20 protein-coding genes are annotated in these 19,375 nt (G+C 70.0%); 6 read left to right on the top strand and 14 right to left on the bottom strand.

Features of this window, described 5'->3' with window-relative positions; all coding sequences use genetic code 11:
• Positions 1-22: 22 nt before the first annotated feature.
• The 3 genes from DBV35_RS12920 to DBV35_RS12910 all read right to left on the bottom strand — a co-directional run bounded on the left by DBV35_RS12920 (position 23) and on the right by DBV35_RS12910 (position 3,530).
• Entirely contained in the window at positions 23-736 is a 714-nt protein-coding gene (locus DBV35_RS12920) for an SDR family NAD(P)-dependent oxidoreductase (RefSeq protein ID WP_108660750.1), read from the bottom strand.
• Positions 737-1,077: 341 nt separating this feature from the next.
• Positions 1,078-2,241 carry an NAD(P)/FAD-dependent oxidoreductase gene (locus DBV35_RS12915; protein ID WP_108660749.1) on the bottom strand — a complete coding sequence of 388 codons (1,164 nt, stop codon included), beginning with the start codon at positions 2,239-2,241 and terminating at the stop codon, positions 1,078-1,080.
• Positions 2,238-3,530, bottom strand: coding sequence for an NAD(P)/FAD-dependent oxidoreductase (locus DBV35_RS12910; protein WP_108660748.1), 1,293 nt, complete (start codon positions 3,528-3,530; stop codon positions 2,238-2,240). Before DBV35_RS12910 ends, DBV35_RS12915 begins: the two co-directional genes overlap by 4 nt.
• Before the next feature lie 210 nt (positions 3,531-3,740).
• Between DBV35_RS12910 and chrA the strand changes: the two genes are divergently transcribed.
• Positions 3,741-4,919: a chromate efflux transporter gene (gene chrA / locus DBV35_RS12905; RefSeq protein WP_245943950.1), complete on the top strand. Its 1,179-nt coding sequence runs from the start codon at positions 3,741-3,743 to the stop codon at positions 4,917-4,919.
• 126 nt (positions 4,920-5,045) lie between these two features.
• Positions 5,046-5,531 carry an MmcB family DNA repair protein gene (locus tag DBV35_RS12900; RefSeq protein WP_108660746.1) on the top strand — a complete coding sequence of 162 codons (486 nt, stop codon included), beginning with the start codon at positions 5,046-5,048 and terminating at the stop codon, positions 5,529-5,531.
• 10 nt (positions 5,532-5,541) lie between these two features.
• Here DBV35_RS12900 and hemF read toward each other — a convergent pair whose 3' ends face one another.
• Both hemF and DBV35_RS12890 read right to left on the bottom strand, forming a co-directional pair.
• Positions 5,542-6,456: an oxygen-dependent coproporphyrinogen oxidase gene (hemF, locus tag DBV35_RS12895; RefSeq protein ID WP_108660745.1), complete on the bottom strand. Its 915-nt coding sequence runs from the start codon at positions 6,454-6,456 to the stop codon at positions 5,542-5,544.
• Complete coding sequence (locus tag DBV35_RS12890) at positions 6,453-6,917, bottom strand: tRNA (cytidine(34)-2'-O)-methyltransferase (protein ID WP_108660744.1); 465 nt, start codon at positions 6,915-6,917, stop codon at positions 6,453-6,455. Before DBV35_RS12890 ends, hemF begins: the two co-directional genes overlap by 4 nt.
• A gap of 212 nt (positions 6,918-7,129) precedes the next feature.
• Here DBV35_RS12890 and petA point away from each other — a divergent pair, with 212 nt between their 5' ends.
• From petA to phnN, 4 genes are all read left to right on the top strand, one after another.
• Complete coding sequence (gene petA, locus DBV35_RS12885; RefSeq protein WP_108660743.1) at positions 7,130-7,702, top strand: ubiquinol-cytochrome c reductase iron-sulfur subunit; 573 nt, start codon at positions 7,130-7,132, stop codon at positions 7,700-7,702.
• Positions 7,703-7,716: 14 nt separating this feature from the next.
• Positions 7,717-9,033, top strand: a complete 1,317-nt coding sequence (locus DBV35_RS12880) for a cytochrome b (protein WP_108660742.1) — start codon at positions 7,717-7,719, stop codon at positions 9,031-9,033.
• A 3-nt stretch (positions 9,034-9,036) separates the two neighbouring features.
• On the top strand, positions 9,037-9,909 hold the full coding sequence (locus tag DBV35_RS12875) for a cytochrome c1 (RefSeq protein WP_108660741.1): 873 nt from the start codon (positions 9,037-9,039) through the stop codon (positions 9,907-9,909).
• 244 nt (positions 9,910-10,153) lie between these two features.
• Positions 10,154-12,262, top strand: a complete 2,109-nt coding sequence (gene phnN, locus DBV35_RS12870) for a phosphonate metabolism protein/1,5-bisphosphokinase (PRPP-forming) PhnN (protein WP_211099980.1) — start codon at positions 10,154-10,156, stop codon at positions 12,260-12,262.
• A gap of 22 nt (positions 12,263-12,284) precedes the next feature.
• Here the strand turns inward: phnN and DBV35_RS12865 are convergent, their stop codons facing one another.
• The 9 genes from DBV35_RS12865 to DBV35_RS12825 all read right to left on the bottom strand — a co-directional run bounded on the left by DBV35_RS12865 (position 12,285) and on the right by DBV35_RS12825 (position 19,341).
• Positions 12,285-12,842 carry a hypothetical protein gene (locus DBV35_RS12865; protein ID WP_108660740.1) on the bottom strand — a complete coding sequence of 186 codons (558 nt, stop codon included), beginning with the start codon at positions 12,840-12,842 and terminating at the stop codon, positions 12,285-12,287.
• A gap of 19 nt (positions 12,843-12,861) precedes the next feature.
• A complete protein-coding gene (dapE, locus tag DBV35_RS12860) occupies positions 12,862-14,007 on the bottom strand; it encodes a succinyl-diaminopimelate desuccinylase (protein WP_425428489.1) in 1,146 nt (381 codons plus the stop codon).
• 1 nt (position 14,008) lies between these two features.
• Complete coding sequence (locus tag DBV35_RS12855) at positions 14,009-14,386, bottom strand: DUF805 domain-containing protein (protein WP_157961717.1); 378 nt, start codon at positions 14,384-14,386, stop codon at positions 14,009-14,011.
• Between the two features lie 4 nt (positions 14,387-14,390).
• Positions 14,391-15,242, bottom strand: a complete 852-nt coding sequence (dapD, locus tag DBV35_RS12850; RefSeq protein WP_108660737.1) for a 2,3,4,5-tetrahydropyridine-2,6-dicarboxylate N-succinyltransferase — start codon at positions 15,240-15,242, stop codon at positions 14,391-14,393.
• 111 nt (positions 15,243-15,353) lie between these two features.
• Positions 15,354-16,127, bottom strand: a complete 774-nt coding sequence (locus DBV35_RS12845) for a pyrimidine 5'-nucleotidase (protein WP_108660736.1) — start codon at positions 16,125-16,127, stop codon at positions 15,354-15,356.
• Between the two features lie 210 nt (positions 16,128-16,337).
• The gene (argB, locus tag DBV35_RS12840) at positions 16,338-17,252 is read right to left on the bottom strand and encodes an acetylglutamate kinase (RefSeq protein ID WP_245943949.1); all 915 of its coding nucleotides are present in this window, start codon (positions 17,250-17,252) and stop codon (positions 16,338-16,340) included.
• A 79-nt stretch (positions 17,253-17,331) separates the two neighbouring features.
• Positions 17,332-17,730, bottom strand: a complete 399-nt coding sequence (locus DBV35_RS12835; RefSeq protein ID WP_108660735.1) for a hypothetical protein — start codon at positions 17,728-17,730, stop codon at positions 17,332-17,334.
• Positions 17,731-17,831: 101 nt separating this feature from the next.
• Complete coding sequence (locus DBV35_RS12830) at positions 17,832-18,857, bottom strand: dienelactone hydrolase family protein (protein ID WP_108660734.1); 1,026 nt, start codon at positions 18,855-18,857, stop codon at positions 17,832-17,834.
• 97 nt (positions 18,858-18,954) lie between these two features.
• Positions 18,955-19,341 (bottom strand): hypothetical protein, encoded by a 387-nt coding sequence (locus DBV35_RS12825; protein ID WP_157961716.1) that lies wholly within the window; start codon positions 19,339-19,341, stop codon positions 18,955-18,957.
• Between the last annotated feature and the right edge of the window lie 34 nt (positions 19,342-19,375).

Raw genomic sequence — 19,375 nt, 5'->3', positions numbered from 1 at the left:
GCAGAGGCGGCCCGGGTTCAACTCAGAACAAATCCTCCAGTCGGCAATTGACGGCGATCTCGGCCACGACGGCGTTGTTCGGCAGCGCGATCGCGGTGGCGACGAGCTCGGCGAGGTCGGCCGGGTCGATCATCTCCTCGCGCGCCATCTTGGTGACATTGGCGGTGAGGTCGGTCGCGACGAAGCTCGGGCACACCGCCGTCGCGCGCACGCCGTCGTCCCACCCGATGCGGCGCGTGCCGTGGGTGAGCGCCATCAGCGCGTGCTTGGTCATGTTGTAGGCGACATTCTCGTTGCGGACGCGCTTGCCCGAGAGGGACGAGATGTTGATGATCCGCCCCGTCCCGGTCTTGCGCAGATACGGCATGACGAGGCGCGTCATGAAGAGCGGGCCCTTGATGTTGATCGTGACGAGGCGGTCGAGCTCCTCCTCCTCGCCGGCCTCGATCGAGAAGGTGTTCGACGTGCCCGCATTGTTCACGAGGGCGTCGATGCGCCCGAACTTCGCGATCGTCGCGTCGACCCAGGCCTTGTAGGTCGTGCGCGTCTCCGCGTCGTAGGCGGCGCACAGGAGATGCGATCCCGCGAAAGGGGCGAGCGCGTCCTTGAGAGCCGGCACGTCACGCGCCGCCGCGCTCACCCGATAACCCTTCTTCAGCAAGTTTTCGGCGATCGCCCGGCCAATCCCGCGATTGGCGCCGGAAATCATGACGACGCGGCCGTTGGGATCAAGCATCTAAGTTCTCCTCGGTTCAGGGCTGGTCCGGAAGGTGCGAGTGGAACCGATGCCGCGTCACGGGTGATGATGTCTGCAAGTAACGGGCCGATCAAGTGACTTACGGCAATCTCGTTCGTGGAAAAGCCAATTGCATGAATGAGTTGGATCGGACGAATACCATTTGGTCCGGACCGATTCTGACGTTCCGGCGAAGCGTCAAGATCCGTCGGGCAGGCGCGGTCGCGACCACTTGTCGGTGCGTCCGCGCGCCCGCACGCGATCGATCGATCTTGCCGAAAGATCGATCGCGGTGACGGATTGGACTGAGATCGACTTGCCCGTTGCTCGCCGCGCGGGCGTCAGCCGTGGAGGGTGAGGGGCGCGGCCGGGCCGTCGAGCGCGTTGAAGCGGGCGAAGCGGAACGCTTCCAGTGAAAGGCGCGGCGGGCGGCCGAGGGCGAGGTCGGCCGCGAGCGGGCCGGTGACCGGGCCGATGCAGAAGCCGTGGCCGGAGAAACCCGCGGCGACGACGAGATTGTCGAGGCCCGGCGCGCGGTCGATCACCGGGAGTGCGTCGGGGGTGAGGTCGAGGAGGCCGCCCCAGACGGCCTCGATCTCGCAGTCGAGCACCGGCGGCAGCACCGCGCCGACCCGGTCGATGGTGTCGCGCAGGCGGCGGATATTGGGCGCGGCGAAGGGCCGGCCGTCCCGCTCGGTGAGCGTGCCGACGAAGGGCTCGGAGCCGGAGGTGAAGCGAAGCCGCCCGTTCCATTCCTGCCGCGCCGCGAACACCGCCCCCGCGGTGCCGAGCACCGGCTTCAGGATCGGCGCGGTGGGGGTCGAGCGGATCACCGTGACGATGGTGATGCGGAAGGGAATCGCGGCGCCGAGCGGCTCCAGGAGGCGGTTCACCTGGACCCCTCCCGCGAGCACCACGGCGCCCGGCGTGATCCGCCGCGTCGCCGTCAGCGCGGCGACAATCTTGCCGCCCTGGGTCTCGAACCGCTCGACCGCCTCGCCGGTGGAGAGGCGCACGCCGTGGCGCGCGCCCGCCGCGATGAAGGAGGCGACGGTGGCGTTGGGGTCGGCGTGCCCGTCGGTCGGGCAGAAGGAGGCGGCCATCACCCGGTCGGAGAGGGCCGGGGTGATCGTGCGCACGTCCTCCAGGGTCGGCAGGAAGTCGAGGTCGAGCCCCTGCGCGCGGTGGGAATCGACGAGGCCCTTGATGTGGGCGATCTCGGCCTCCGTGCAGGCAAGGCGGAGGTTGCCCTCCTGGCGGTAGTGCGTCTCGCCGCCGAGGCGCTCGGCAAGGGTCGGCCAGCCGGCGACGGCGGCCTGCGCGAGCGGCATCTCGGCCGGGTGCCGGCCCGACTGGCGCACGCCCGCGAGCGTCCATCCCGACGCCATCGCCGCGGGCCCGTAGGTGTCGACGATCTCGACCGAGGCGCCCGACTGGGCAAGCTCCAGCGCGGCCGCCGCCCCGGTGATCCCGGCGCCGATGACAAGGACGTCGGGATTCGTCATGCCGCCGCGCGCCCCACGTTCGAGAAGCGGGAGAGGCGGAAGGCGCTGGGATCGACACCCGGCGTGCGCCCGCTCGCCATCTCCGCCGCGAGCATCCCCGCGCCGGGGCCGAGGCCGAACCCGTGGCCGGAGAGGCCGGTCGCGATGAAGAGGCCGGGGATGCCCGGCGCCTCGTCGATGATCGGCACCTCATCGGGGGTGACGTCGATCATCCCGCCCCACGCCTCGACGATCTCGATCGGGCCGAGGCCGGGGTGGAACTCCATCGCCGTGGCGCGGACCGTCTCGAGAAGGTCCATGTCGGGCGCGGGGTCGAGGACGCGGATCTCCTCGAACGGGCTCTTCTGATCGCCCGTCCAGCGGTGGTGGCCGAGCGGGCCGAAGAATTCGCTGTTGCCGCGGATCTTCAGCATCTTCCAGCGCTTGCGGATCACCGGCAGGAACGGGACGAAATGGCGGAAGGCGGCGGGGATCAGCTCGAACGTCGCCGCGTTGGAGCGGGCGACCGTGTAGCCGCCGTCGGGCCGCCGGCGCAGCGACGCGCCGGTCGCGCCGAGACCGCCGGGGTGGATCTCCGGCGTCGGCCCCGTGCGGAAGGCCGAGGCGCGCACCGCAAGCTGCGGGATATAGATGCCGTGATTTTCGAGGAAGGTGCGCGACCACGCCCCGCCCGCGAGGATCGCCGCGTCGCACTCTATCTCGCCGCGCTCCGTCACCACCGATTTCAGCCGCCCGCCCGTCCGCTCGACGGTGCGCACCGCGCAGCCCTCGATCACGGCGACGCCCTCGGAAGCGGCGAGGCGGGCGAAGGCGGGCACGGCGAGGCGCGGCTCGGCGGTCATGTCGGACGGGGTGTGGAGCGCGCCCGCGAAGCGGCGATCGTCGCGGCCGAGGAGGGCGGCCGTCTCCGCCGCGGACAGGAGCTTGGTGTCGAGCTGGTAGCCCTCGGCCGAATCCAGCCACGCCTGACGCTCGGCAAGCTCGGCCTCGTCGAGCGCGAGATAGGTCGTGCCGTTCACCCCGAAGCCGATATCCTCGCCGCTCTCCTCTGCGAGGCGCTGCCACAGGCGCGCGCTCTCGATCATCAGCGGCAGCTCGATCGGGTCGCGCCCCTGCTTGCGGATCCAGCCCCAGTTGCGGGACGACTGCTCGCCCGCGATGCGCCCCTTCTCGATCAGCGCGACGGAATGGCCGAGGCGGTTGAGGAAGATCGCGGCGCTCGTGCCGAGCACGCCGCCGCCGATCACGACGATATCGACCTTTGCGGGGAGGGGGGTGAGGGTGCTCATCGGGCGGGCTCGGCTCGTTGCTGGCGACTGCGGTCAGACAAGTCTCGTACCACCCCGTGTCCTTCTGCCTCACCTTCGAGAATGCACCTTCAGGCAGCAGGGTCAAATGGGTGTTTGCGTGGGAGGGCTCTCCCGGCGGCGCGGCGGACGTGTCATGCCGCTGTCACGATCGTCCCGGAGAAGGCGGGACATCGAGCGGCGGAGGCGAGGTTGAGCGAAGCGGGCGGGCGCGGATCGGCGCGTGAGGTGTTTGCGGCCTTCGTGCCTCTGGGGCTCACCTCGTTCGGCGGCCCTGTCGCGCATCTCGGCTATTTCCGCACCGCCTTCGTGGAGCGGCGCGGCTGGCTGAGCGACGCCGCCTATGCCGATCTCGTCGCCTTGTGCCAATTCCTGCCGGGCCCGGCTTCGAGCCAGGTCGGCATGGCGATCGGCCTCCAGCGCGCGGGTCTTGCGGGCCTCTTTGCGGCATGGACGGCCTTCACGCTGCCGAGCGCCATCGTCCTCGCCGCCTTCGGCCTGCTCATTGCCCATCTCGGCATCGTCGAGGGGGCTGGCTGGCTCGCGGGGCTGAAGGCGACGGCGGTCGCGGTCGTCGCCCACGCGCTCTACGGCATGGCGCGCAGCCTCGCCGCGACGCGGGAGAAGGCGACCATCGCGGGCCTCGCCGCGATCATCGTCCTCCTCGCCCCCGACAAGGCGATCGCGCAGCTCGCCGCGATCGCGCTCGGCGCCATCGCGGGCCTTGCCCTTTCCGAGACGCCGCCGTCCGCCGCCGGGTCGAGCGCCGCGCCGGTGCGCCGCCGCACCGGCATCCTCGCCCTTTTCCTCTTCGCGCTCCTCCTCCTCGGCCTCCCGCTCCTCGCGTCACTCTCGCCCGCGCTCGATCTCCTCGACCGGACCTATCGCGCGGGCTCGCTCGTCTTCGGCGGCGGCCACGTCGTCCTGCCGCTCCTCGAAGGAGAGTTCGCCGGGATGGTGGATCCCGCCACCTTCCTCGCGGGCTACGGCGCGGCGCAGGCGGTGCCGGGGCCGCTCTTCACCTTCGCCGCCTTCCTCGGGGCTGTGGCCGAGCCGTTCGGCGGCGTCGCGGGCGCGGCGGTCGCGCTCTGCGGCATCTTCCTGCCGTCGATGCTCCTCGTCCTCGGCGTGATGCCCTTCTGGGAGGACCTGCGCCGCCGCCCGCTCGCCCGCCGCGCGCTCGCCGGCGTCAACGCGGCGGTGGTCGGCCTCCTCGCCGCCGCCTTCTACGATCCCGTCGTCACGCGCGGTGTCCCGGACGCGGCGGCGCTCGCCGTCGCGATCGCGGCCTTCGTGGCGCTCGCCGCCTGGCGCCTGCCGCCCTGGCTGGTGGTGGTCGCCTCCGCCGCGGTCGGTGCGGCCGTCCTCTAGCCGCCCTTCTCGCGGGGCTGCATCAAAGACGGAACAAAAAGAACAAAACGAGTCGATTCGTGTTCCACCGCGGTTGCACGGGCGGTCCCACGGCGGTTGAATGCGGCCGTGCGCGAGGGTTCGAGTATGCCGCTCCTCAGTCCATTCGACGTGGAACCGATGATCGACGGCCGCCAGTCGCCGGCCGCGATGAAGGTGCGGCGCGGCGTCGGCCGGCTGATGCGCGAGATGGGGCTCGCGGTCGTCCCGGAGCTGATCCTGTCGTGCGGACGCCGCGCCGACCTCGTCGGGATCGACGGGCGGGGCGAGTTGATGATCGTGGAGATCAAGTCCTGCCTTGCCGACTACCGGGCCGACAGCAAGTGGCATCACTATCGCAGCGCCTGCGACCGGCTCTATTTCGCCTCCCTCCCCGAGGTGGGCGACATCTTCCCGCCCGAGGAAGGCCTCATCATCACCGACGGCTACATGGCCGAGATCGTGCGAGAAGCGCCGCTCCAGCGCCTCTCGGCGACGGTCCGCCGGTCGATGACGCTGCGCATCGCGCAGACCGCCGCCCGACGCCTGCACGAGCTCGAAGACCCGAGCCCGCGCCTTTCCGTGCCGGTCTGACCCGTCCGGTTCAGGGCCAGCGCACCGTCGGCGGCATCGAGGAAAGGATGGAGGTCGTGTTGCCGCCGGTCCTCAGCCCAAACAGCGTCCCCCGGTCGTGGAGGAGGTTGAACTCGACATAGCGGCCGCGGCGGATCTCCTGCTCCTCGCGGTCGGCCTGGGTCCACGGCTCGTGCATCGTCCCGCGCACGATCGCGCCATAGACGTCCATGAAGGTGCGGCCGATGTCCTTGACCATCGCGAAGTCCGCGTCCCAGTCGCCCGAGGCCTGGTAGTCGAAGAAGACACCGCCGATGCCGCGCATCTCGCCGGCCCGGTGGGGGAGGGAAAAATAAGTGTCGCACCACGCCTTGTCGCGCGCGTAGTCGCCGACCGGGTGGCGGGCGTACATGGCGCGGAAGGCCTCGTGGAAGCGCTGGGTGTCGGGGTGGTCCTGCCCGCGCCGCCTGTCGAGCATCGGGGTGAGGTCGGCCCCGCCGCCGAACCATTGGCGCGTCGTCACCACATAGCGCGTGTTCATGTGGACGGTCGGCACGTGCGGGTTGAGGGGGTGCGCGATCAGCGAGATGCCCGACGCCCAGAAGCGCGGGTCCTCCGCCGCGCCGGGGATCTGGCCCCGGAACGCCTCCGAGAAGGTGCCGTGGACGGTGGAGGTGTGGACGCCCGCCTTCTCGAACAGCCGGCCGCGGAGCATCCCCATCGTGCCGCCGCCGCCCTCTTCGCCGTCCTCGCCGGTGCGCGTCCACGGCTCGCGGGTGAAGCGGCCGGGCGCGTCGTCGCCGCCAACCTCGTCCTCCAGCGTCTCGAAGAGGGCGTGGATCTCGTCGCGCAGGCCCTCGAACCAGGCACGGGCCTCGGTCTGGCGGGTGGCGAGCGCGGCGGGGTCGGGCAGCGGGCCGCCTTTTGCAGAGGGCGGGGTTGTCATGCTAAACCTTTGGTTGCGATCGTGCCGGACGCGCGGAGACCTTCATATAGGCCGATGCCGACCGACACGGCGAGATTGAGGGAGCGCGCATCCGCCGCAAGGGGGATTCGCACGCGCGCGGTGCTGGCCTCGTGGACGGCATCGGGCACGCCCGCGCTCTCTCGGCCGAAGAGGAGGACGTCGTCGCCATGGAAGGCAAAATCGTGGAGCGGGGTGTCCGCGCGGGTGGTGAAGAGGACGATCCGGCGCCCCGCCATCGCTTCCGCGAAGCTCGTCCAGTTCAAATGCCGCACGAGTGTTGCGCTGGCAGCATAGTCGAGGCCTGCCCGCCGCACCGCGCGGTCAGAAAGATCAAATGAGGCTGGCCCGACGATGTGGACCGCGGCATGGAAGCAGCGCGCGGTCCTCAGGATCGCCGCGGTGTTTTGCGGAATGTCTGGCTCGTAGAGGGCGACGTCCATATGGCGCGGATCGCAATCTGGTCAGGAACGGGACGCACCCCCCTATGCGGCGCTCCCCCCCTTGCGCTATCAGGTTTCAGACTTTTCAAAAACCACCGCCCGTTTAGGATAGTTTGCGACAAGGTGTCTAACTGTATGGGATCTGGACACCGACGCGGGTGGCATGCACACCGCTACCAATTCCAGCGCTAGGGGCGGACAAGGAGACAAGCGTGGCGACGACGGAGCACACTGACAACCCCCACGGGACAACGCGGCGCGACTTCCTGTTTATCGCGACGGGCGCTGTCGGCGCCGTCGGCGTGGGGGCGGTCGCATGGCCCTTCATCGATCAGATGAACCCCGATGCGTCGACCCAGGCTCTCGCCTCCATCGAGGTCGATATCGGCAGCCTCGCCACCGGCGAATCGATGACCGTGATGTGGCGCGGCCGCCCGATCTTCATCCGCCGCCGCACGGAGACGGAAGTTCAGGAAGCCAAGGACACCCCGCTGTCGGAGCTGCGCGACCCGGTCGCCCGCAACCCGAATCTCGGCGGTGAAGAGCCGGCGACGGACGTGAATCGCGCCGCCGAAGGCCAGGAAGACCTGCTCGTCATGATCGGCATCTGCACGCACCTCGGCTGCGTGCCGCTCGGTCAGCAGGGTGATTATGGCGGATGGTTCTGCCCCTGCCACGGCTCGCACTACGACACCGCGGGTCGCATCCGGAAGGGCCCCGCTCCGATGAACCTCGAAATTCCGCCCTACACGTTCGCGTCCGAATCGACGCTCGTGATCGGCTGATCGGAGGAGAACGCATGTCCGGTCACGGCACATCCAACTTTCAGCCGAACTCCAAGGTCGTCCGCTGGATCGATTCGCGCCTGCCGCTCTTCTCGCTGGCGAACGAGCAGGCGATCGAGTTCCCGACGCCGAAAAACCTCAACTACATGTGGACGTTCGGCGCGATCCTCATGTTCATGCTCATCACCATGATGGTGTCGGGCATCGTTCTCGCCATGCACTACGCCGCGAACACGGACATTGCGTTCGAGCGCGTCGAGCACATCATGCGGAACGTGAATTTCGGCTGGATGATCCGCTACATCCACGCCGTCGGCGCCTCGATGTTCTTCTTCGCGGTGTACATGCACCTCGCCCGCGGCCTCTATTACGGCTCCTACAAGGCGCCGCGCGAGATCCTCTGGATGCTCGGCGTCGTGATCCTCATCCTCATGATGGCGACCGCCTTCATGGGCTACGTGCTGCCCTGGGGCCAGATGTCCTTCTGGGGCGCGACGGTGATCACGAACCTCTTCTCGGCGATCCCGCTCGTCGGTCACTCGATCGTTGAGCTCCTCTGGGGCGGATTCGCGGTCGACAATCCAACGCTGAACCGCTTCTTCGCGCTGCACTATCTCCTGCCGTTCATGATCCTCGGCGTGGTGATCCTGCACATCTGGGCGCTGCACATCTCGGGCAACAATAACCCGACCGGCGTGTCGGTGAAGTCGGCCAAGGACACCGTGCCGTTCCACCCCTACATCACCATCAAGGACCTGTTCGCGATGGTGGTGTTCATGCTGCTCTACGCGTACTTCGTCTTCTACATCCCGAACTATCTCGGCCATCCGGACAACTACATCCAGGCCAACCCGCTGGTGACGCCGGCGCACATCGTGCCGGAATGGTACCTGCTGCCGTTCTACGCGATGCTGCGTGCCATTCCGTCCAAGCTCGGCGGCGTGGTGGTGATGTTCTCCTCGCTGCTGATCCTGTTCCTGGTGCCGTGGCTCGACACCTCGCGCGTGCGGTCGGCGAAATATCGGCCGATGTTCAAGATCGCGTTCTGGATCTGGGTCGTCGCCTGCATCGGCCTCGGCTGGCTCGGCGCGCAGCCGGCGGAAGGGCTCTACGTCCTCCTCGCCCGGATCGGCACGTTCTACTACTTCCTGTTCTTCTTGGTGCTCATGCCGGTGATCGGCCTGTTCGAGACGCCGAAGCCCGTCCCGAACTCGATTGCCGAAGCCGTGCTGCAGAAGGGCGGCCACGCCCATCATGACGGAGCAGAGAAGCCCGCCGGCTCCGGCGAAGCGCGTCCCGACGCGGCCCCGGCTGCGCCCAAGAAGGATTGACCGATGGTTGAGACACTGACGAACCGGGGCACCAAGCTCCCCCGCCTCGCGCGCGCGGCCTTCGGTGGATTCCTCGCGCTCGCCGCGTTCAGCGGCGGCGCCCAGGCGGCCGAGGAGGCAACGCACCACGTCGAGAAGCTCGACTGGTCGTTCGCCGGCATCTTCGGCCGGTACGACCGGGCGCAGCTCCAGCGCGGCTTCAAGATCTACCGCGAGAGCTGCGGCCTGTGCCACTCGATGAACTACGTGGCCTTCCGCAACCTCACCGACCCGAGCGGGCCGGCCTTCTCCGAGGAAGCGGCCAAGCAGATCGCGAGCGAGTACACGGTCACCGACATCTCGAACGAGACCGGCCAGCCGTTCGACCGGCCCGCGATCCTGACGGACCACATCCCCTCGCCCTACCCGAACCCGACGGCCGCCGCGGCGGCCAACGGCGGCGCGGCCCCGCCCGACTTCTCGCTGATCGCGAAGGCGCGTGCGGCCCATCGCGGCTTCCCGGGCTTCATCGTCGACGCCTTCGCCAACTACGCCGAGTCGGGGCCGGACTATATCCACGCCCTGCTCCTCGGCTACGAATCGCCGCCCGCGGGCGTCGAGCCGGTGCCGGCGAAGTTCTACAACCCGATCTATCTCGCGGGTAACTGGATCGCCATGCCGCCCCCGCTGCAGGACGGTCAGATCGCCTACACCGACGGCACGCCCGAGACGGTCGAGCAGTATGCGAGCGACATCTCCGCCTTCCTGATGTGGGCCGCCGAGCCGCACCTCACGGAGCGCAAGGAGTTCGGCTTCCGCGTGATGATCTTCCTCGCGGTTTTCGCGCTGCTCCTCTACCTCACGAAGCGCAAGCTCTGGCGCAACATCGCCCACTGACGCTGTCAAAGGCCCACCCTCGCGGTGGGCCTTTTTCGTTGGGCGGGATTCCTGCGACACGCCGCCGCCGTCAGACGCCTGTCAGAAGGCGCATGTAGGAGGGGGAGATCGCGGGCCGGGGCGTGAGGGGGACCGTCGCGCCAGCCGGCCCCGCACGCGTCCGACGCGGGCGCAGACGACGAAGGGAACGGGCCGACATGCCGACGGGACGGGGCGAACGCGCGATGACGGAGCGGATGGCGCGGTGCGGACCGCGCCGGAGACCTGCCACCGCGCCGTGTCGCCCGGCCGCTCCCGCCGCCCGCGAGACGGGCGCCCGATGATGCGCGGCACGCTCTTCCTCGTGGTCGGCCCGAGCGGCGTCGGCAAGGACACGCTGATCGACGCCGCCCGCCGCCACCTCGCCGACGATCCCGACTTCCTCTTCCCCCGCCGCGTCATCACCCGCCCGGCCGATGCCGGCGGGGAAGACCATATCGCGATGGACGAGGCCGCCTTCCGCGCCGCCGAGGCCGAGGGCGCCTTCCTCGCGAGCTGGCACGCGCACGGCCTCTGCTACGGGATCGGCCGCGACGTGCTCGATGCCCTCGCCGAGGGGCGGAACGTCGTCGTCAACGCCTCGCGCCATTCGATCCGCACGTTCGAGGAGCGCGCGGGCCCGGCCGTCGTCCTCTCCGTCACCGCGCCGCCGGCTGTGGTGCGCGCCCGCCTGGAAGCGCGCGGGCGTGAGGATGCGGCGGACGTCGCCGCCCGCCTCGCTCGCCAGGTGCCGCTCGATGGGGCGGAGACCATCATCGAGATCGCCAATGACGGCGACCTCGCCCTCGGCGTCGAGCGCTTCGTCGAGGCGCTCCTCGGCGCGGCCGTGCTGCCGCTGCGCCTTGCCCGCGCCGGGCTCGAGATCCAGGGCGAGAGCGTCGCCATCGTCCATCGCGACGCGCGCCCGGTGGCGGGCCAGCGCCTCCACGACGCGTCGCTCGTGGAGATCGCGGGCCCCGGCGGTGAGGCCGTGCGCGCCCGCCTCGCGCTTGCGAGCGAGGCGCGGATCGTGGCGCGCGACGCGATCGCCCTCGGCCGTGCCGCCTTCGACCGGCTCGGCCTCGAGGAGGGCGCGAAGGTGGTGGTGCGCCGCTCACCCTCGCCGACGAGCCGGGACGTGCTGCGCAAGAAGGTGTCGGGCGAGGCGCTGAGCGCGGCCGAGATCGAGCGCGTCATGCGCGACCTCGTCGAGGGGCGCTACTCGCAGGCCGAGATCGCGGGCTTCCTCGTCGCCGCCTCCACCAACCTCAATGTCGACGAGGTGATCGCGCTCACCCGCGTGCGCGCCGAGTTCTTCCAGCGCTTCGCGTGGGACGGGCGGCTCGTCGTCGACAAGCATTCGATGGGCGGCGTCCCCGGCAGCCGCATCACGATGATCCTGGTGCCGATCGTCGCCGCCCACGGCCTCACCATCCCGAAGACCTCCTCGCGCGCGATCACCTCCGCGGCGGGGACGGCGGACGTGATGGAGTGCCTTGCCCGCGTCGACCTCTCGCCGGTGGAGCTGCGCCGCGTCGTGGAGGAGACCAACGGCGCGATCGCCTGGAGCGGGCGCATCAGCCACAGCGCGCTCGATGACGTGATGAACGCGATCAACCGCCCGCTCGGCATCCGCTCCGCGCTCCTCGACGTCTCCTCGATCCTGTCGAAGAAGCTCGCGGTCGGCTCGACCCACGTGATCGTCGACATCCCGGTCGGCCCGCACGCCAAGACCAAGACGCGCGAGGCGGGGGACGCGCTCGCGACCCTGTTCGAGACGGTCGGGCGCGGCGTCGGCCTCACCGTGCGCGCGGTGGTGACGGACGGGCGGCACCCGATCGGGGCCGGTGTCGGTCCTGCCCTGGAGCTTGCCGACGTCGTCGCCGTCCTCTCCAACGCGCCGGATGCGCCTGAGGCGCTGCGCGAGAAGGCGCTCCATTTCGCCGGGATCGTGCTCGAATGGGATCCGTCGGTCGCCTACGGCACCGGCCGGGCGCGGGCCGAGGCGCTGCTCCGGTCCGGCGCGGCGCTGGAGCGCTTCCACGCGATCGCGGCGGCGCAGGGGCCGACCGATTGCGCCCATCCGGGCCTCTTCTCCCGCACGATGCCCGCCCACCGCACCGGCACCGTCGTCGAGATCGACGGCTACGCCCTCGCGGGGCTTGCCCGCGCGACGGGGGCGCCCGGCGACAAGGGCGCGGGCGCGCGCCTCTTCGTGGCCGCCGGGGAGCGGGTGGAGGAGGGGGCGCCGCTTCTGGAAATCCTGTCGAGCAGCCGGCGCGGCGTGGACGATGTCGGCGCGCTGCGCACGCGCGAGGTCTTCACGATCGGCTAGGGCCGATCCGGCGCGCTTGGGACTAGCTGAAGAGCCCCACGAAGACGAGCGTCACCAGGAGGTCGACGACGACGAGGCCGATCGAGAGGCCCATCGTCGTCTCGAGCGCAAGCCGCACCACGAGATAGTGGTAGCGCAGCACCAGCCCCATGCTGAGGAGCGACAGGAGCACGGCCGGGCTCGGGCCCAGCCAGCCCGCCCCCTGGAGCACCACCGGGATCGCGAGGATCACCGCCGCGATGGGCGCCATCCAGTTGCGGGCGACGATGTAGCTGACATAGGTGCGCTTCACCCCGAGCATGCCGGCCGAGAGGGCGAGGATGATCGGGAAGGCGACCCAGTCGAGCGCGAGGACGGGCAGCCCCTCGAAGAACATCTCCTGGAACGAGGCGGTCGTCTCGCCCGTGCGCGACACGGCGAGCAGCGTGATCGCGTTGATCGGCAGGAGGAGGAGGATGACGGCGAAGGAGCGCCAGAAGCCGTCGGCGGAACGGTCGAGGGCGGCAAGGCCCTCGGCGCGGCCGAGGAAGAGGAGCCAGGCGCCGTTCAGCGAGCGCCTGATCTCTGTCGGAGTCAGCATCGTCCGGCGCCCCCGCCGGTCATTCTGCGACGACGGCGTCGATGAGCGCGCGATAGGTGCGGGCGAGGCGGCGCAACTCCTCCACGGAGGTGCGCTCGTCGGCCTGGTGCATCGTGTTGCCCACCGCGCCGAACTCCACCACGGGACAATGGTCCTTGATGAAGCGCGCGTCGGAGGTGCCGCCGCCGGTGTTGAGCTCGGGCGTCACGCCCGTCGTCTCCTCCACCGCGCGGGTGACGGCCGCGATCAGCGCATCGTCGCGCGTGATGAAGGCATCGCCATGACCGGACTCCCAGTCGATCGCGACGCGCGCGCCGGGGGCGGCCGCCTGGATCCGCGCCGTCAGCTCGGTCTTCAGCGACTCGCGCGTCCAGCGGTCGTTGAAGCGCACATTGAAGCGGAGCGCCGCCGAGCCGGGGATGACGTTCCAGGCCGGGTTGCCGATGTCGATCGAGACGATCTCGAGATTGGACGGCAGGAAGGGACCCGACCCATCATCGAGCGTCGCGTTCAGCGCGGTGCCGATGGCGAGGAGGGCGGGGACCGGATTGTCCGCGAGGTGCTGGTAGGCGACGTGGCCCTGCCGCCCCGTGACGGTGACGGTCGCCGACAGCGAGCCGCGCCGGCCGACCTTGATCGTGTCGCCGAGACGCTCGCGCGAGGTGGGCTCGCCGACGATCGCCGCGTCGAACCGCGTGCGCTCGGCGCACCAGTTCATCAGCGGCTCGGTGCCGTTGACCGCGACCCCTTCCTCGTCCCCGGTGATCACGAAGGAGACGCGCCCCGGCCCGTCGGCGGCGGCCCAGTCGCTCGCGGCGGCGATCATGGCGGCGATCGCGCCCTTCATGTCCTGCGCGCCGCGGCCATAGAGGGTGTCGCCGTCGATCGCGGCCGCGTAGGGCGGGTGTGTCCATGCCTCGGCCGGGCCGGCCGGGACGACGTCCACATGGCCCGCGAGGGCGAGGTGGCGGCCGCCATTGCCGCGCGTCGCGTAGAGATTTTCGACCGGGGTGGAGCCTTCGGCCGCGAAGGTCACGCGCTCCACGGCGAAGCCGGCGTCGGTCAGCGCCGCCTCCACGATGTCGAACACGGCGGGCGAGGCGGGCGTGACGCTCTGGGCGCGGATCAGCGCCTGGGCGAGGGGGAGGGGATCGGTCGCCATGATGTCAGGCGGGGCCTCGCATGTTCGGGGCCGGGCCGAACTGGTTGGGACCCTTGTCCCCCGGCATGAGCCCGATGGCAAAGAAGGCGACGAAGCCGAGCACGGGGATGCCGAAGGCCGCCGCGAGCCAGCCGGTCAGGCCGCGATCGTGGAGGCGCTTCACCGCGAGCGCGACTTCGGTCCAGAACAGGGCCACGAACACGAACGGCGCGATGGGGCTCAGCTGGAGCCCCCCCGTGTCGGGGTCGATCGACGGGAGCATGAGCGCCACGCCGACGAAGCCGCACAGGAGGTTTCCGAGCCAGAAGACCTCCCGGTTCACCCGTCCGTCGAGGCCGATCAGCGCCCAAAGCACAGTCGGATCGCGGCCTTGTTGGCTCACTATGTCAATCCCTGAGGAGCTCGTTGATCGAGGTCTTGAGGCGCGTGCGCTCGTCGACCCGCTTCACGATGATGGCGGCCGAGAGGGAGAGATCCATCCCGGCCGGGCTCTTCGTCGCGATGCTGCCCGGCACCACGACGGAGAAGGGCGGCACCTCGCCCATGTAGGTCTCGCCAGTGGCGCGGTCGATGATCTTCGTCGACGCACCGATGAAGACGCCCATCGACAAGACGCTGCCGCGGCCGACGCGGACGCCCTCGGCGACCTCGGACCGGGCGCCGATGAAGCAGTCGTCCTCGATGACGACGGGCGCGGCCTGCAGCGGCTCAAGGACACCGCCGATGCCGGCGCCGCCGGAGATGTGGCAGTTCTTCCCGATCTGCGCGCACGAGCCGATCGTCGCCCACGTGTCGACCATCGTTCCCTCGTCGACATACGCGCCGAGATTGACGAAGGACGGCATCAGGACCACGCCCGGCGCCACGAAGGCGGAGCGGCGCACGATCGAGCCCGGAACGGCGCGGAAGCCGGCCTGCTCGAAATCGATCTCGCTCCAGCCGGAGAATTTGGAGGGCACCTTGTCCCACCAGCGCGAGTCGCCGGGGCCGCCATCGATGGCTTCCATCGGGGTCAGGCGGAAGGACAGGAGGACGGCCTTCTTCAGCCACTCGTTCACCTGCCACCCGTTCGGCGTCGGCTCGGACACGCGGACGACGCCGCGATCGAGCAGGCCGAGCGCCTTCTCGACAGCGTCACGGACGCGGCCGGTCGTGCGGGCAGTGATGGTCGCGCGCTCCTCGAATGCGCTGTCGATGGTGGCCGCCAGGCGGTCTCGTTCGGAAGGAGAGAGCTGCATCGAGAACCTTATGACTTTCGTTCGTTTTCCTGCCTCACATAGGCGATTGCCGCAAGGAAGGATAGCCGCGGCGGTGCGGCGCGACCTTGCGTGATCGTCCCGCCGGGCGCGTCAGCGTGCGGGCGGCTGGGGCACGTTTGCCGGGGCCGCGTGCTCGGCGACGATCCGCTCCAGGAAGACCGGGAGATCATCCGTCACATACTCGACGTGGGGGGCGGTCCGGCCTTCGAGCTCCCAGGCCTCGCGGAAGACCTCGCGCGTGCCCTCGGGGACGACGAGGACGGTGCGCATCCCGCGGCTGTGCGGGACTTCGAGATTGCGCGACAGGTCCTCGAACATCGCGGCGCGCGCCGGGTCGATGCCGTACTGGTCCCAGAAGCGGGTGTAGGTGTCGGCGGCCGGCTTCGGGATGAGGTCGGCGGCGACGATGTCGAAAATGTCCTCGAAATGCTGGTGCACGCCGAGCCGCTCGGCGACGGCCTTCGCGTGGGCGACCGTGCCATTCGTCATGATGAAGCGGCGGCCGGGGAGGGCGGCGATCGCGTCGGCGAGGCGCGGATCCGCCTGGACCTTGCTGTGGTCGATGTCGTGGACGAACTCCAGGAAGCCGTCCGGGTTGATGTCGTGCTCGATCATCAGGCCGCGAAGCGTCGTGCCGTAGCGGCGATAATAATCCTTTTGCAGGTGGTGCGCGGCGTCGCGCTCCATGTCGAGAAGCTTCGCGACATAGTCGCCGATCCGCTGGTCCACCTCGGCGAAGAGGTTCGTGTGCGAGGGGTAGAGCGTGTTGTCGAGATCGAAGATCCACGTCTCGACCTCGCGGAATGGCGAGAGATCGCGCGGATTGGCGTAGGGGGATTCCGACGGAAGAGGCGTCGCGTCCATCATTCGGTTGCGCCCAGTGAGACGGACGGCCGGGTGGCCGCCGGGTTGCGGCTGGCGCGCGCCGCCTCGGTTTCGCAAACCGGACCGGCACTCGCGCACAGCATGGGCTTCTTCACCTATCCCTCCCCCAGCGCGCGCGCAAGTTGCCGCACCCGCCGCGACGCGCGACGGGACCATGCATCTTGCGGGCCGGTTGGGGCCGGGCCGGGCTCAGCGCTTGATGAGCGTGCCGGCCCCGGCGTCGGTGAAGAGCTCCAGGAGGACCGCGTGCGGGGTCTTGCCGTTGAGGATGACGACCCCTTCGACGCCGCGCTCCAGCGCCGCGATGCAGGTCTCCACCTTCGGCACCATGCCGCCGGAGATGACGCCGGACGCCATCAGGCGGCGCGCCTCGGCGACGGTGAGCTCCTTGATGAGCTGGCCGTCCGCCCCGAGGACGCCGTCGACGTCCGTGAGGAACAGAAGCCGCGTCGCGCCGAGCGCGCCGGCGATCGCGCCCGCGAACGTGTCGGCGTTGATGTTGTAGGTCTCGCCGTCCGCGCCCTGGGCGACGGGGGCGATCACCGGGATGATCTCCTGGCGGGCGAGCACGTCGAGCACGTCGCGCCGCACCTCGACCGGCTCGCCGACGAAGCCGAGATCGATCACCTTCTCGATGTTGGAATCGGGGTCGCGCGTGGTGCGCTTCAGCGGCTCGGCGAGCACCATCCGCCCGTCTTTGCCGCACAGGCCCACGGCGCGGCCGCCCGCGGCGTTGATCGTGCGCACGATGTCTTTGTTGATCGACCCGGCGAGCACCATCTCGACGATCTCGACCGTCGCGCGGTCGGTGACGCGCAGGCCGTCGCGGAACTCGGACTGGATGTTCAGCCGCTTCAGCATGTTGCCGATCTGCGGTCCGCCGCCATGGACCACGACGGCGTTGATGCCGGCGAGGGTGAGGAGGGTGATGTCCTCGGCGAAGTCGGACGCCAGCTCGGGATCGCCCATCGCATGGCCGCCATATTTCACGACGATCGTCTTGTCGTCGTAGCGCAGCATGTAGGGGAGCGCCGTCGCGATGATCTCCGCGCGCAGCGGCGCATCGGCGGTCAGGTTCTCGATAGTCGCAGCGGGTTCGGTCATCGGCTTCCAGAGGTGCTGGCGGTTGCCGGGGTTTGCTAAACCGCCCGTGCCCTGGGCGCAAGGCGTACGAGGCGGCGCGTCAGGTCCGCCGCTTCAGCCGCTCGGCTTCCGGGAAGGGGCTGAAGCGCAGCCGGCTGCACGGCTCCTCGTCCGCCGGGACCACGATCGAGGCGGTGATGACATTCTTGGCGTCGATCGTCACGAGGTGGGTCTCGGTGCCGGTGAAGGAGCCGTCCTTCTGCTTGGAATCGTAGCGCGCGCAGACGACGCGGCGCTCGTTCAGTCCGCGATCGATGGTGATGACGGTGGAGAGCTCCGCGTTGCGGATGCTGAACGGGTCGTACAGCTCGTTGCGAGCGGCCTGGATGAAGGCGTGCTTTTCCGCCGAGGTGGCGGCGCGCTGGGTGCCGTAGGGGCCGCTCTGGCAGGCCGCGAGCGCACAGGTCGCGGCGACGGCGGCGATGAGGAATGGACGCACACTCGATCCTCGATGAAGCGGCCTCTCATCGCATCGATGCTGCACGGGCGGAAGACGGTCCGGCGAAAAGTCCCCGCATGTGGCCGGCCCGCCACGGATCCTCAGGTGTCCCGGTCGGGGAAGAGGATCGGGTTGAGGAATTGCGCAAGGGCGGCGTTCGACTGGCGCCGCACCGCCTCGTCGCCGCCGATGAGGTAGCCGTCGCGGTTGGAGCAGAAGGCGAGGATCGTCGCGCGCATCGCGGCGTTCGTCATCTCCAGCATCGTGCGGGTGTCGCGCACGGTCCCGTCGGTGCCGACATTGAAGCGGCAGTCGGCGATGTGGACGGGGGCGCGCCAGCTCCGGCCCGCCCCGTCCCAGCGGTGGCGGGCGTCGTAGCGGCGGATGCCGACATCGGAGCCGCCACGACGCAGGTCCCCGGCGAGGGTCTCGCAGGCGGCGGGGTCCATGATCGCGTCCTCGTCCCCCCACAGCATCAGGATCGGGGCGCCGGTGGTGGTCGGGTCCTCGAAGCGGGCGATGCAGGGGCCGTAGAAGGCGACGTGGGCGGCGAACCGGTTGGCCGGCCGGTAGGTGTCGACCACCTGACGGTAGGCCGAATAGACCGACGACATCCCGCCATAGGAGAAGCCGATGAGGGCGACGCGCGCGCCGTCGACGTCCGGCCGCGCGGCGAGCCAGTCGAGCGTCGCGAACGCGTCGGAGAGGGCCATCGCCTCGGTGGTGTTCATCAGCCGCTCGATGAAGCGGCCGCCGCCGCGCGCGGCGAAGACGTCGATCACCGCGACGGCGACGCCCTGGGCGGCGAACTCGCGCGCATAGCGCCCCTCGCGCCGGTCGCTGACCCCGCCCGCGCCGTGGAGGAGGATCACGGCCGGAGCCGGATGCGCCGCACTCGCCCCGGCGGCTGGGTAGAAGGTCACGTCCGCCGCGACCGGGTCCGCATCGGCCGCGCCGACATCGACCAGCGAGAACGGATTGGCGCTCTCCACCGGCACACGCTCGCCGCGCGCCGCGCCGGACGGCCAGTCGCCGGACGGGGCGAGATCGGCGCGTGCGGCTCCCGCGAAGGCGGTGAGGACGAGGGCGATCAGCACGGCGCGCAGGCCGGGGGGCGTATGGGTCATGCCGACAGAGATCGGCACGGACGCGCGCCGGGGAAGCGCGGCGGATCGCAGCAGAGTGCGGGTCGGCCCAATTCAGCTCGGCCCGACCCAGCCAGGCTCAGGGGCACTCGGAGTAGTCGAGGAAGCGGCGCTTCGCCCAGGCCGCTTTCGGCCCGTCCCCGTCGAAGATGCTGACCGGGCACCAGCGCGCGCCGACCGGGAGGTTGTTCGGCACGCAGACCGACTGTTCGGCGACGTGGACGTCGAACAAGGAGTTCTCCACCCCCTCGCCGCGCTTCAGCCCCTTTGAGAGGGCGATGATCGGCCCGTCATTCCAGCTATATGTGGCGACGATGGCGGAGTCGGCGTCCGGCGCGGCGCGGAAGGTGAGCGGGTCGCCGGGCCCGACATTCACGCGATAGCAGCCGAAGCCGCTGGTGGCCGCGGCCGGCACCGTCATAGCGGCGAGGGCCAGCGTGGCGGCGGCAAGCCTTCGAGCGTGCATCGATGTCTCCCCCTTGCGCGCGGCGTGCAGCATT

It is taken from the genome of Acuticoccus kandeliae (assembly GCF_003073115.1).
Note: the sequence above shows the minus strand (reverse complement) of the source record. Positions and strands in the feature narration are given on the sequence as shown.

What these genes read in the sequence shown, in the direction of transcription:
- DBV35_RS12920 (WP_108660750.1), bottom strand. Translation starts at nt 736, where the DNA reads ATGCTTGATCCCAACGGCCGCGTCGTCATGATTTCCGGCGCCAATCGC.
- DBV35_RS12915 (WP_108660749.1), bottom strand. Translation starts at nt 2,241, where the DNA reads ATGACGAATCCCGACGTCCTTGTCATCGGCGCCGGGATCACCGGGGCG.
- DBV35_RS12910 (WP_108660748.1), bottom strand. Translation starts at nt 3,530, where the DNA reads ATGAGCACCCTCACCCCCCTCCCCGCAAAGGTCGATATCGTCGTGATC.
- DBV35_RS12900 (WP_108660746.1), top strand. Translation starts at nt 5,046, where the DNA reads ATGCCGCTCCTCAGTCCATTCGACGTGGAACCGATGATCGACGGCCGC.
- hemF (WP_108660745.1), bottom strand. Translation starts at nt 6,456, where the DNA reads ATGACAACCCCGCCCTCTGCAAAAGGCGGCCCGCTGCCCGACCCCGCC.
- DBV35_RS12890 (WP_108660744.1), bottom strand. Translation starts at nt 6,917, where the DNA reads ATGGACGTCGCCCTCTACGAGCCAGACATTCCGCAAAACACCGCGGCG.
- DBV35_RS12880 (WP_108660742.1), top strand. Translation starts at nt 7,717, where the DNA reads ATGTCCGGTCACGGCACATCCAACTTTCAGCCGAACTCCAAGGTCGTC.
- DBV35_RS12875 (WP_108660741.1), top strand. Translation starts at nt 9,037, where the DNA reads ATGGTTGAGACACTGACGAACCGGGGCACCAAGCTCCCCCGCCTCGCG.
- DBV35_RS12865 (WP_108660740.1), bottom strand. Translation starts at nt 12,842, where the DNA reads ATGCTGACTCCGACAGAGATCAGGCGCTCGCTGAACGGCGCCTGGCTC.
- dapD (WP_108660737.1), bottom strand. Translation starts at nt 15,242, where the DNA reads ATGCAGCTCTCTCCTTCCGAACGAGACCGCCTGGCGGCCACCATCGAC.
- DBV35_RS12845 (WP_108660736.1), bottom strand. Translation starts at nt 16,127, where the DNA reads ATGGACGCGACGCCTCTTCCGTCGGAATCCCCCTACGCCAATCCGCGC.
- argB (WP_245943949.1), bottom strand. Translation starts at nt 17,252, where the DNA reads ATGACCGAACCCGCTGCGACTATCGAGAACCTGACCGCCGATGCGCCG.
- DBV35_RS12830 (WP_108660734.1), bottom strand. Translation starts at nt 18,857, where the DNA reads ATGACCCATACGCCCCCCGGCCTGCGCGCCGTGCTGATCGCCCTCGTC.
- DBV35_RS12825 (WP_157961716.1), bottom strand. Translation starts at nt 19,341, where the DNA reads ATGCACGCTCGAAGGCTTGCCGCCGCCACGCTGGCCCTCGCCGCTATG.